Origin of the sequence: Robinsoniella sp. RHS (assembly GCF_001029355.1) — a bacterium.
In the GTDB taxonomy this organism is placed as follows: Bacteria; Bacillota; Clostridia; order Lachnospirales; family Lachnospiraceae; genus Robinsoniella; species Robinsoniella peoriensis.
In genome coordinates this window covers 1-12,184 of the sequence record NZ_JNGB01000009.1, presented here as the reverse complement: position 1 = coordinate 12,184, position 12,184 = coordinate 1, and the positions used below count along the sequence as shown (strand labels likewise).

The following is a 12,184-nucleotide window of genomic DNA, read 5'->3' as shown; positions in this document are numbered from 1 at the left end:
TTATTATCCATCTTATCAGAAAAAGCCGATTTTACTTTTCCATTACATGCTCTTCACAGTATAGGTAATTATTATAGGAACCGTATCCGGCATCGGCAACCGGATACTTTGGATAATGGCCATATGTTTTTTTGGATTTTTCTATAAGCGGCACAAAACACTCCATATCTGATGCATATGGTTTTGCATTCATGACTGCTATATATTCATCGCATACAGCCACCTGCACGTTATAAGCCGGTGAAGCTGGACGTTTCCCATGTAGTCACGCTTTAGTCTCATAAATGTTGCATCATGGTCTGTTTTGGAATAACTGTTACGGCGGCCACCACATAGTGTTTTGCATAGATCCTCAGTCTTACTGCATCTCCTGATATTGTTTCTGGTTTATGCTTTTTCTGTGACCTACGTTCTTCTTGTTATTTATATCCTCATTTGGCACAGAGTCAGCCGTATAGAGCAGAAGAAATTCTTGTTTTTTGTCATAAAGTATAATTGCAGACGGAGGCTTCTATATGGTATAATCAATATAAAACTATGCTTGACAGTTAAAACGGCAAAAATAGCTCACCTGAAAGGATATAAAAATATGAAAAGTAAAAAATGGCTGGTACAAGGGATAGCAATACTCATTATGGTGGTATTATTTTCAGTGACGGTTTTTGCGGCTGATCATCAAATTTCGGCTGCTAATACAGAGAAAGAAAATCCTCTGGAACATTCTCTTTATATAAGGGGGCAGGAGGAAGAAGAGCTGCTGACCAGTGTCAGCGAAGAAGAGTGGAAAGCATTGAAGAAAGAGGGAAAAAGGGACAAGCAGGAAACTGCTTTTGTAGTGTTTCAATCCCAGAAAGCACCGACAGAAGAAGTTACCCAAACAGATATATCCGAACTTGTAACGGAAACGGAAACGGTTGTAGAATCACAAGAAACTAATTTGCCAGTGTCAGATGAGGTATATGAAAAATCAACCGAAATCCAAAATTCTGAGCCAGGTGAGACATACGAAGTAAAGAGCGAGGCCGAAATGTCTGAGCCAGGAGAGGCATCCGAAGTAATAACCGAGGCTCAAATGTCTGAGCCGGATGAAACATATGATGAAACAGCAGCCAAAACGCAAATGTCTGAGGCAGATGAGACATACGAAGAAACGGCCAATACCAGAATGTTAAAAGAGAATGAATTGCCGGTAAAAATCCCGGAGACAGAAATGATGGAGACAAGCAATCCGGTAAAAACTGTAAATCTTACAAAAAAACAGAAAAAATATATTAAAAAAGTATCAGATATATTTACAGAAGTAGTAGTTATCTTTAATGGCTGCTCTCCAGAAGATGAATTGTTTTTGACCGAATACCCCAATGTAATCGTAAAGGTTTTAGAAAAGGAAGTTAAAGAAACGGATCTGGAAGACATAATGAAAGCTCTTAATATAGAAGAAACCAGAAATGATTACAATCATCATATCGATGAGATTAGAGTGAACCGGAGTGAAGGGGTGGAAAGCGAGTCTGAAAAACCCAAGATATTGAATAAGGAAACCAGAAAAGATAGTAGCCTTGAGAAAATTTCTGCTTCAGAAAATCCGATCACGTTGGTTGATGGTGGCAATCTGCCGTCTGTCAGGGCAGCTAGCTCAAATAACAATGACACAGATACAGGCAATAATAAAAATAATGAGATAACCCTTACGTTTACCATTGACGACATGCTCGCAGGAGAAGATATGCTTACAGCAACATGTGCGATTTCGTCGAAGAAAGAAATAACGAATGGGAAATTAACATTTACCTATGATAAAAACATAATGACTCTTGAAAGTGCCGATACAGAGGATTTAGAGGCTTATGATAACAATGATATGACATGCCAGATCAATGATGCGAATAATGGTGCTGCAACAGAGGGAACAATAGAGATGACTATTTCTTCGGCGGAGGGAGTTAAGCTGGAAGGAGATATGCTTTATTTATATTTTGATCTAAAGTCAATGGCTAAAATGGGAGATGTTTACGAAATAAAACTTGAAGTCAATGAGATGAAAAATGGCTCTGAAGATTTACCTACCAATGTCAGGCAAAGCTCGTATACCGTAAAGGAAGAAGACGAGCTTGAAAATGAAGAGGAAGAGGATGATGGAAGTGACGGCGGTGTGGATGATGGCGAAGATGATGATGAGAGCGAGCCAGAAACACAGAGAACACAGGCTGCGAACAAATCAAACACAAAAACATCCGAATCTGGAACAAAAACAACAACAACAACCGCAACCAAAACCGCACCAAAAACCGGTGATGAAACGAACACGGCACTTTGGTTAATCATGGGGCTTGCATCTATGTTAACTGTACGGTATACATATAGAAAAAAAAGAAACGCATAATAGAGTGAATCTGTAAGAAGCCAATACACGTTAATTTTACAAATGTGTATTGGCTTTAATCGTTTTATTGCCGAGCATAGAAGCTTTTTTGGATTCGCGTGACAGACAGCGGAAATGGATTAAGCAGTAAGGCAGACTTGATAGAAAGCCGGATCCGTAATACTGACGAAAGAATATGACGGGAGAAGAGAAAACATCACAATAAATGGGGGCAATCTTAAGTAATTTTTTATAAAATAACAGTAGAAATGAACTTATTGGATAGTGTATACTATAAACAGTGTTGCTATATTTGTGAATAATCATTCCAGAAATTGAATGAGTGATGATGATATAGTCTGGGTACACTATGGATAAATACATAATTTCAGAAGAGGATGGATAGCCATGTGTGGAATTTGCGGATTTGTAGGCAATGTAACGGATAAAGAAACAATTTTGGGAAATATGATGGATGTTATTAAACATAGAGGACCTGATTCAGAAGGAAAGTTCTGTACCGACGAAGCTGCTCTGGGTTTTCGCAGACTGAGCATCATTGATTTGGAGAGTGGATCACAGCCTATGTTCAATGAAACAGGTGATTTAGCCTTAGTATTTAACGGTGAGATTTACAACTGTCTGGAACTGAGAGAGCGTTTTCAGAAAAGGGGACATGTTTTTGCCAATCGTTCAGACTCAGAAGTACTTTTACATGGATATGAAGAATACGGTGAAAAATTAGTAAATGAACTTCGTGGTATGTTTGGATTTGCTATCTGGGATGCTCCAAATAAGAAGTTATTCATGGCAAGAGATTTCTTTGGAATTAAGCCGGTTTATTATGCAATGATAGACGGTAGCCTGGTTTTCGGGTCAGAGATTAAAAGTATATTAGAATTCCCCGGATTTAAGAGAGAAGTAAATGAAGAAGCCCTGGAACAATACCTTTCATTCCAGTATTCTGCTATGGCGGAGACTTTCTTTAAAGGAATATATAAATTATTACCTGGTCATTACCTGACGCTTCAGGACGGCAGGCTGGAGATCACCCAGTATTTTGATCCGACGCTGGCACCACAGAAAACAAATGAGACAGAAGAAGAATTAATCCAGAAAATAGATAATGTGATGAGTGAGTCCGTTGAAAAACATATGCTGGCAGACGTGGAAGTAGGTGCGTTCTTATCAAGCGGTGTAGACTCCAGTTTCATTGCAGCCAAATATTCCGGAAACAAAACCTTTACGGTTGGATTTTTTGATGAAAACAGTCCTTATAATGAGACACAGTTTGCGAAAAAACTTTCGAAGCATCTGCATCTGGAAAATCACAGTAAAATTATATCTGAACAGGAGTATTGGGATGCGATTCCAAAGATCATGTATCATATGGATGAACCGCTTGGAGATGCAGCAGCAATAGCACTTTACTTTGTAGCGCAGGAAGCAGCAAAACATGTAAAAGTTGTTACTTCAGGTGAAGGAGCTGACGAATTTTTTGGAGGATACACAATTTACCGGGAACCTCTGGCATTAAAATATGTACAATGGATTCCAAAGCCAGTCCGCAGGGCTTTTGCTTCGGTAGCGATGAAACTGCCGGAACACATGAAGGGGAGAAGTTACCTGATCCGTGGAAGCAAATCTGTACAGGAACGTTTTATCGGAAATGCCAATATCTTTACTGCAAAAGAAAGAAAGTCCATCCTGAAACATCCTACTAAAGTTATGACACCGCAGGAGTTCCTGGATAAAAATTATAAAAAAATGGCGAAGTATGATGATACTACCAAGATGCAGTACATCGATCTTACCAACTGGCTTCCAGGGGATATTCTGCTGAAAGCTGATAAGATGAGTATGGCACATTCCCTGGAACTGCGTGTACCATTCCTGGATAAAGAAGTATTTGATGTGGCCAGAAAAATTAATACAGAAGAAAAATTAAAAGACCATACAACTAAGTATGCATTCCGTAAGGTAGCTGAAAAATATTTACCGAAACAGACAAGTGAGAAGAAAAAACTGGGCTTCCCGGTTCCCATCCGTGTATGGCTGAAACAGGACAGCGGTTATGGAAGAACCAAGGCTATGTTTACCGGTGAAAGTGCTGGAAAGTTCTTTAATCAGAAACAGATCATGCAGCTGCTGGATGACCACAAGGCAGGCATTCGGGATAACAGCAGGAAGATCTGGGTAATCTATACATTCTTGATCTGGTACCAGGTATTTTTTGTAGAAAAGGAGCATAACTTCGCATGACAAAACAGGAATTTGCAGAGTGGGCAGGGCGGGAAACCATTATTCTGGATGGGGCAACGGGATCTAATCTGATTAAAGCAGGTCTGGGGCGCGGTGTCTGTACAGAACAGTGGATACTGGAACATCCCCAGGTTCTTATTGATTTACAGCGGGCATATGCGGATGCCGGGAGTAATATTGTTTATGCTCCCACCTTTGCAGCGAACCGCATGAATTTGAAATATTATGGATTAGATGAGAACATCAGACAGATGAACCACGATCTTGTGCGGCTTTCAAAAGAAGCGGTACAGGGGAGAGCTTATGTCGCGGGCGATCTGACTACATCCGGTAAGATTATTGGAGCTTCTGACGAAGTGACTTATGAGTCGCTATTGGAAATGTATAAGGAACAGATCATTTATCTGGTAGAGGCAGGCGTAGATTTACTGGTTGCTGAGACAATGATCAGCATTGATGAGACGCTGGCAGTGTTAGATGCGGCAGCAGAAGTCTGCGATTTGCCGGTGATGTGTTCCATGACTCTGGAAGCTGATGGAAGTGTGTTTGCCGGAGGAACTGCATGGGATGCGGTAGAATCCCTTCAGGAAATGGGAGCTTCTGCAGTGGGGCTTAATTGTTCTGTGGGACCGGATCAGCTGGAATCGGTAGTTGCTTCCATGAAAAGAGTTGCATCGGTTCCAATAATGGCTAAGCCAAATGCCGGAATGCCCACTATCACGGAAACAGGAGAAGCCATATACAATATGAATGCTGAAGATTTTGCAAAGCATATGATGGTGCTTGTAAAAGCGGGTGCCGGAATTGTCGGGGGATGCTGCGGTACTACCCCGGAATATATTGAGTTACTGGCCGGGAATATACGTTAATATAAGGGATTATAATCACATACTAAAAAAGGGCTGTTTTACACATAGGTAAAGCAGCCCTTTCTTAGTATGTATCTTACTACTCTCTGAATTCAAATAAAGCTTTTACCGGAATACCCAGAACATCGGAGATATCAAATAACTTGTCCAATGATATTGATGTGGGCATATTCGGAGCTTCCAGATTGCTGATATGTGTCCGGCTCAAGTTGGTGTGTTCAGCCAGCTGCAACTGGGTAAGGCCGCGCATTTTGCGGTAATAAGCAACGGTAAGACCAAGCTGCTTATATTGACTTTGGCGTTTTTTGTTCATTTTATCCATATGAATTCCTCCTTGCATATAGTTTATTCTTTGTGAGGAAAAAACGAAACAAGGCATAAACCAACATATGCAATATTTGATTTTGCAAAGAGGGAATAAAGATTTCAGAATACAATGTAAAGAATTGCAAAGATTAGTGATGCCTGGGCTTTTGAAGACTAATTTTAAACTGTATAAATTCCTGAACTTCTTTTTGCAGTATAGGGCTTAAGTGATTGTAGCTGTATAATAATTCCTGCTCTTCTTTTGTCAAAATAGTGGAAATCAGGTCATATTGCTGTCCGCGGATCAGATAATCCATGCTGATACCAAATAAATCAGCCAACTGTACTAATGAATCCAGCGGCGGAGTCCGGTAACCATTTTCATAATTTGTATATGTCTGACGTTCTACATTCAATATCGTACTGACATGCTCCTGTGTATATCCGCGGTCTTCACGTAAACGGCGAAGACGCTGTCCTAAAGTTGATCTCAACATAAGATACCTCCAAATATTTTAAATATTATAGCAAGTAATGGTAAATATTTCCTTTTAGGACACGAAATGAAACTGGGATGCCACATACTGAATTTATCGCAAAATACTAGTCTGAAAGGAAAAATTATGTCTATAAAATTTTTGGAATATGATAAAAAGTGTAAACAAAAAATATGTTCACATTTCTTATTTATGGCAGTATTACAGACAAGCTGCCCTATGCAATGGGTATGAAAATGAAACTACAGGAGTGTGTGGGAGTTTATAATAGAAAAAAGAAAGAGGTATGACATTAACAGAATCAGCAGAATGCATGGAGAGAACTGCATCTGTAGAATAAGAATATCCGGGAGAAGCCTGTGGCAGACCCTCCCGGATATTCAGAATTGTATCTGACTCAGATAACTGTTGTGATAACGGCCATCGAATGTTACATCTTCCTGAAACCAATCAGGCGGGATAAAATTATCCGCAGTTTTTTCGTCGGGGAATTCTACCTCAGCCAGTATTAAGGGGGCAAATGGAATATCAAAGATATCCAGTTCTATTTTTAAATCCTGTTCAAGGGGGATCACGTATCTCTTTTTGGAAATGATGTTCCCATCTGCTTTCGGTTTTAGGTGTTCGTAGGCATCCTTTGTAAGAGGAAGGTTATATTCTTCCCGCACCATCATGCCCTTTCCTTTGTAAGTGAGAATATAATCATCATCCTGTCTTCGGATGCGTACCACAGGCTCTGTACATAAATACCCCTGTTCAATAATATGATAAGGGTAGGAATTCAGATTTGCCGGCAGATCTTTAATTAAATATTTTCGTTCAATCTCCATATCGTTACCTCCTTTATGAGATTAATCATAATATATTTAGATAAGAAAGTAAATTGTTTTTCTAAACTACTGGTATATTGAAAATTTTTTTGGTAGAATAGAGAAAATAGTCAAAGGAGGCTTATAAATGAGCAGGATATATATTTTTTTAGCAGATGGGTTTGAAGAAATAGAAGGACTGACTGTAGTGGATATGCTGCGTCGTGCAAATTTAGATATTACTATGGTATCCGTAACGGGTGGTCTGACTGTGACCGGTTCCCATGGAATCCAGGTGTTGGCAGACGCTGTATTTGAGGAGGTTGATTTTTCAGATGCAGGGATGCTTATTCTGCCTGGAGGAATGCCCGGAACTTTAAATCTGGGCAATCATACAGGATTGGTCAGTTTACTAAAGTCGGCCCATGCAGATAATAAAAAGATTGCTGCGATTTGTGCCGCACCCAGTGTACTGGGTTTAAATGGTATTTTAGAAGGAAAAAGAGCGGTTTGTTATCCTGGCTTTGAAGAGAAACTGCTTGGTGCACAAGTATCGGATGATCCGGTGTCAGTGGATGGAAATATCATCACCAGCCGGGGGATGGGAACAGCAATTGATTTTTCCCTGGCGATAATTGAAAGATTTCTGGGAGAAGCGGAAGCACGAAGGATAGCAGAGTCAATTATATATAAATAGAAAAGGAAGATAGTGAGGAAAGTCTATGTTATGGACCAGATATGAATTAAAAGACAGAGCGAAGAATGTGCTGCGGGGCTGCATTTGGTCTGCAATACTGGTGTGCCTGATTACAGGTCTGCTAAGCGGGGAGTTTGGCGGAAATGGATCCGGCGGCAGGTCATCCGGTAACAACAGCACTATGGAATGGTTCTCGGGAGAAGATACCGGGGATAATGATATGGCAGATGAAGATGGAAGTGTTGACGGACAGTCCGGGATAACCGGGAAAATAACCGATGGCGCCACGGGATTATTAAAGGATGCCGGTACCAGAATCAGCGGACTGCTGACAAGAGGCTTATTCCCAATCTATGTCTATATGGGACTGATGATGCTGTTATTCAGCATTGTAATGCATCTCCTCATCGGAATGCCGATCCTGGTAGGCGCAAAAAGGTTTTTTATGTGCAGCAGGGAAAGACGGACCGGAGTGGGCGAACTGTTATACGCATTTAAAAGCAAATATGTGATCAATGTTGTGCTGACTATGTTTTTGCGGGAAGTGAAAATTTTCCTGTGGACTCTTTTACTTATCGTACCGGGAATTATTAAAAGCCTGCAGTATATGATGGTTCCTTATATTCTTGCAGAGAATCCGGATATTGAACGGAAAAGGGCTTTTGAACTCAGTGCGGAGATGATGAGCGGACAGCTTTGGGAAGTATTTATACTAAAATTATCATTTATCCCATGGATGATTCTGGGCGGCATATCCTGCGGCATTGCAAATGTGCTGTATGTGAATCCCTATATGGCTGCCACTGAGGCGGAACTGTATGGCGTATTAAGAACATATGTGATCGAAAACGGGTTCAGCAACACCTATGAACTGCCCGGATTTGCTGAAGAATGTTTATAAAAAGTTCACGAATATCAAATAAAAAAAGTATAGCAATTTAGAAAGGCTTGTGCTATACTATTAAAATGACTGTAAGTATGGGAAAATATAGCGTTCTCCATACGATTGATTAAGGAGGAAATTAGATAACATGAGTTTACAGGTAGAGAAGTTAGAAAAGAACATGGCGAAGCTGACTATTGAAGCTTCTGCAGAAGAGCTGGAAAAAGCAATTCAGGCTGCTTATCAGAAAAATAAAGGTAAAATTAACATGCCAGGTTTCCGTAAAGGAAAAGCTCCAAGGGTTATGATAGAAAAAATGTACGGCCCGGGCGTTTTCTATGAAGATGCAGCAAACGCATTAATTCCAGACGCATATGCAAAAGAAGTGGAAAGCTGCGATTTAGATATCGTTTCACAGCCTAAGATTGATGTTGTACAGATTGAAAAAGGAAAATCCTTTATCTTTACAGCAGAAGTTGCTTTAAAACCGGTTGTAACACTTGGCGAATATAAAGGTGTGGAAGTGGAAAAGCAGGCAGTTGAAGTAACAGATGAAGAAATTATGGCAGAGATTGATAAAGAGAGAGAAAACAACTCCCGTACAATCGATGTTGATGACAGAGCTGTTCAAAACGGCGATATGGTCAAATTAAATTTTGAAGGATTTGTTGACGGAGAAGCGTTCGAAGGCGGTAAGGGAGAAGACTATGACCTTACAATCGGTTCCGGAAGCTTTATCCCTGGATTTGAAGAGCAGTTAGTTGGTGCAAAGATCGGAGAAGAAATGGAAGTTAACGTTACTTTCCCGGAAGAGTACCAGGCAGCAGAATTAGCTGGTAAAGCAGCTGTTTTCAAATGTACAGTAAATGAAATCAAAGTAAAAGAACTTCCGGAAGCAGATGATGATTTTGCGAAAGATGTTTCTGAATTTGATACATTAGCAGAATACAAAGAAGACATCAAGAAGAATCTGGCTGAGAAAAAAGAAAAAGAAGCAAAAACAGCAAAAGAAAACGCAGTAGTTGCTAAAATTGTTGAAAATGCAGAAATGGAAATCCCGGATCCAATGGTAGACGGACAGGTTCGTCAGATGGCTGATGATTTTGCAAGAAGAATCCAGTCTCAGGGATTATCCGTAGAGCAGTACTTCCAGTTTACAGGAATGACAGCTGAAAAGTTATTCGAACAGATGAGACCGGAAGCTGAAAAACGCATCCAGAACAGCCTTGTATTAGAAGCAGTTGCGAAAGCAGAAAATATCCAGATCAGCGATGAGAAGGTAGAAGAAGAATTAGCAAAAATGGCTGAAATGTACAAAATGGAAGTGGAAAAACTGAAAGAAATCATGGGCGATTATGAAAAAGAACAGATCAAAAATGATTTAGCTATTCAGGAAGCTGTAACCATGGTTACCGAAGCTGCAAAAGAAATCTAATCAGACTTTTGGTGAACACATAAATTATAGAAGATAGACAGGAGGAGTCATCATGAGCTTAGTACCTTATGTCATTGAACAGACAAGCAGGGGTGAGAGATCCTATGATATCTATTCAAGATTATTAAAGGACAGAATTATCTTTCTCGGTGAGGAAGTGAATGATGTCAGTGCCAATTTAATTGTAGCACAGTTATTATTTTTAGAATCAGAAGATCCTGGAAAGGATATCCACCTTTACATTAACAGTCCGGGTGGTTCCGTATCATCAGGATGGGCAATTTACGATACCATGCACTATATCAAATGCGATGTTTCTACTATTTGTATGGGTATGGCAGCCAGCATGGGAGCATTTCTGCTGGCAGGCGGTGCAAAAGGTAAGAGATTTGCACTTCCCAATTCACAGATCATGATTCACCAGCCTTCCGGCGGTGCACAGGGACAAGCAACCGATATTAAGATTGTTGCAGATCAGATCTTAGGTACCAGAAGAAAATTAAACGAGCATCTTGCTGCAAATACGGGTCAGCCCCTTGAAGTTATCGAAGTGGATACAGAGAGAGATCACTATATGAGTGCAGAAGAAGCAAAAGCATATGGCATCATCGATGATGTGATTGCGAATCGTTAAACTATGCATGAAGATAAGGCTCCTGCTCTGTGAGTGGGAGTCTTATATAGATTTGGAAGTAATAAAAGGGCTGTTCTTTGCAGCCAAAGAAATCATTATGAGGTGGAAAGATGGCAGGGAAATATGCAGAACCAAAAGTTCGGTGTTCGTTTTGCAACAAATCAGAAGATCAGGTTCGAAAACTGATTGCAGGCCCCAGCGGGGTATATATCTGTGATGAGTGTATTGAAATCTGTTCTGAAATTATTGAAGAGGAATTAGAAGACGATTTCGGAATGGACAACGGGGACGAGATTAATCTCATGAAACCCGAAGAAATTAAATCATTTTTAGATGAATATGTAATAGGACAGGACGAAGCGAAAAAAGCGTTGTCCGTAGCAGTTTATAATCACTATAAGAGAATTATGGCAGGAAAAGATCTTGGTGTAGAGCTTCAGAAGAGTAATATCCTGATGCTTGGACCGACCGGTTCCGGTAAGACACTATTAGCGCAGACTTTGGCAAAATTATTAAACGTACCGTTTGCCATTGCAGATGCGACCGCATTAACAGAAGCAGGATACGTTGGAGAAGACGTAGAAAATATTCTGCTTAAAATAATTCAGGCAGCAGATTACGATATTAACCGTGCACAGTACGGAATCATTTATATTGATGAGATAGATAAAATTACAAGAAAATCAGAAAATGCATCCATTACCAGAGATGTATCAGGAGAAGGTGTACAGCAGGCATTGCTGAAGATTCTGGAAGGAACTGTTGCAAGTGTTCCGCCTCAGGGCGGCAGAAAGCACCCTCATCAGGAATTAATCCAGATCGATACAACCAACATTCTGTTTATCTGCGGTGGAGCTTTTGAAGGACTGGACAAAATCATTGAGACCCGTATGGATACAAAGTCAATGGGATTCAATGCTCAGATAGCAGATAAAAGGGAAAAAGACATCGGAGAAATCCTGCGTCATGTACTTCCCCAGGATTTCGTTAAATTTGGTATGATACCGGAAATTATCGGACGTGTGCCGGTAACAGTTTCTCTGGAAGCATTAGATAAAGAAACCTTAATCCGTATCTTAAGAGAACCGAAAAATTCCATTATCAAGCAGTACAAGAAGCTGTTTGAACTGGACGGGGTAGATCTGGACTTTGATGAAGGAGCAGTCGAGGCGATTGCCGAGAAATCTCTTGCCAGAAAAACCGGAGCCAGAGGCTTGCGTGCAATACTGGAAAAATCCATGATGGATCTGATGTACACTGTTCCTTCGGATGAAACCATTGAGAAATGTGTTGTAAACAAGGAAACCATTGAAGGTACGGGAGATCCCGAGATTATGCACCGGGATGAAAGAGCACTTCCATCAAAAGGTACCCGCAGAAAACTAAAGATAAGTTCAGAGACTGCGTAGAGCCTGACTGACAATGCCTTG

11 protein-coding genes are annotated in these 12,184 nt (G+C 40.4%); 8 read left to right on the top strand and 3 right to left on the bottom strand.

The features are described from left to right. The first annotated feature begins 589 nt into the window (after positions 1-589). From RHS_RS05265 to RHS_RS05255, 3 genes are all read left to right on the top strand, one after another. The gene (locus tag RHS_RS05265) at positions 590-2,383 is read left to right on the top strand and encodes an LPXTG cell wall anchor domain-containing protein (RefSeq protein WP_395021399.1); all 1,794 of its coding nucleotides are present in this window, start codon (positions 590-592) and stop codon (positions 2,381-2,383) included. Between the two features lie 387 nt (positions 2,384-2,770). Then, entirely contained in the window at positions 2,771-4,624 is a 1,854-nt protein-coding gene (asnB, locus tag RHS_RS05260) for an asparagine synthase (glutamine-hydrolyzing) (RefSeq protein WP_047832536.1), read from the top strand. Continuing rightward, positions 4,621-5,493: a homocysteine S-methyltransferase family protein gene (locus RHS_RS05255; RefSeq protein WP_047832535.1), complete on the top strand. Its 873-nt coding sequence runs from the start codon at positions 4,621-4,623 to the stop codon at positions 5,491-5,493. Before asnB ends, RHS_RS05255 begins: the two co-directional genes overlap by 4 nt. Before the next feature lie 79 nt (positions 5,494-5,572). Here the strand turns inward: RHS_RS05255 and RHS_RS05250 are convergent, their stop codons facing one another. The 3 genes from RHS_RS05250 to RHS_RS05240 form a co-directional block, all read right to left on the bottom strand. Next, on the bottom strand, positions 5,573-5,815 hold the full coding sequence (locus RHS_RS05250) for a helix-turn-helix domain-containing protein (protein WP_330373816.1): 243 nt from the start codon (positions 5,813-5,815) through the stop codon (positions 5,573-5,575). 133 nt (positions 5,816-5,948) lie between these two features. After that, a complete protein-coding gene (locus RHS_RS30200; RefSeq protein WP_052378037.1) occupies positions 5,949-6,296 on the bottom strand; it encodes a helix-turn-helix domain-containing protein in 348 nt (115 codons plus the stop codon). A gap of 380 nt (positions 6,297-6,676) precedes the next feature. Next, complete coding sequence (locus RHS_RS05240; RefSeq protein WP_027296635.1) at positions 6,677-7,126, bottom strand: CYTH domain-containing protein; 450 nt, start codon at positions 7,124-7,126, stop codon at positions 6,677-6,679. Positions 7,127-7,253: 127 nt separating this feature from the next. Between RHS_RS05240 and RHS_RS05235 the strand changes: the two genes are divergently transcribed. The 5 genes from RHS_RS05235 (at position 7,254) to clpX (ending at position 12,163) form a co-directional block, all read left to right on the top strand. Then, on the top strand, positions 7,254-7,802 hold the full coding sequence (locus RHS_RS05235; RefSeq protein ID WP_047832534.1) for a DJ-1 family glyoxalase III: 549 nt from the start codon (positions 7,254-7,256) through the stop codon (positions 7,800-7,802). 25 nt (positions 7,803-7,827) lie between these two features. Further along, the gene (locus tag RHS_RS30195) at positions 7,828-8,703 is read left to right on the top strand and encodes a DUF975 family protein (protein ID WP_395018420.1); all 876 of its coding nucleotides are present in this window, start codon (positions 7,828-7,830) and stop codon (positions 8,701-8,703) included. 130 nt (positions 8,704-8,833) lie between these two features. Next, entirely contained in the window at positions 8,834-10,120 is a 1,287-nt protein-coding gene (gene tig / locus RHS_RS05225; protein WP_047832533.1) for a trigger factor, read from the top strand. 52 nt (positions 10,121-10,172) lie between these two features. Then, positions 10,173-10,754, top strand: a complete 582-nt coding sequence (gene clpP / locus RHS_RS05220; protein ID WP_027296638.1) for an ATP-dependent Clp endopeptidase proteolytic subunit ClpP — start codon at positions 10,173-10,175, stop codon at positions 10,752-10,754. 110 nt (positions 10,755-10,864) lie between these two features. Next, positions 10,865-12,163: an ATP-dependent Clp protease ATP-binding subunit ClpX gene (gene clpX, locus RHS_RS05215; RefSeq protein ID WP_027296639.1), complete on the top strand. Its 1,299-nt coding sequence runs from the start codon at positions 10,865-10,867 to the stop codon at positions 12,161-12,163. The last annotated feature ends 21 nt before the right edge of the window (positions 12,164-12,184 follow it).

Bases quoted from the DNA above. Each gene is read 5' to 3' on its own strand.
- RHS_RS05265 (WP_395021399.1), top strand. From the start codon at position 590: ATGAAAAGTAAAAAATGGCTGGTACAAGGGATAGCAATACTCATTATG.
- asnB (WP_047832536.1), top strand. From the start codon at position 2,771: ATGTGTGGAATTTGCGGATTTGTAGGCAATGTAACGGATAAAGAAACA.
- RHS_RS05255 (WP_047832535.1), top strand. From the start codon at position 4,621: ATGACAAAACAGGAATTTGCAGAGTGGGCAGGGCGGGAAACCATTATT.
- RHS_RS05250 (WP_330373816.1), bottom strand. From the start codon at position 5,815: ATGGATAAAATGAACAAAAAACGCCAAAGTCAATATAAGCAGCTTGGT.
- RHS_RS30200 (WP_052378037.1), bottom strand. From the start codon at position 6,296: ATGTTGAGATCAACTTTAGGACAGCGTCTTCGCCGTTTACGTGAAGAC.
- RHS_RS05240 (WP_027296635.1), bottom strand. From the start codon at position 7,126: ATGGAGATTGAACGAAAATATTTAATTAAAGATCTGCCGGCAAATCTG.
- RHS_RS05235 (WP_047832534.1), top strand. From the start codon at position 7,254: ATGAGCAGGATATATATTTTTTTAGCAGATGGGTTTGAAGAAATAGAA.
- RHS_RS30195 (WP_395018420.1), top strand. From the start codon at position 7,828: ATGTTATGGACCAGATATGAATTAAAAGACAGAGCGAAGAATGTGCTG.
- tig (WP_047832533.1), top strand. From the start codon at position 8,834: ATGAGTTTACAGGTAGAGAAGTTAGAAAAGAACATGGCGAAGCTGACT.
- clpP (WP_027296638.1), top strand. From the start codon at position 10,173: ATGAGCTTAGTACCTTATGTCATTGAACAGACAAGCAGGGGTGAGAGA.
- clpX (WP_027296639.1), top strand. From the start codon at position 10,865: ATGGCAGGGAAATATGCAGAACCAAAAGTTCGGTGTTCGTTTTGCAAC.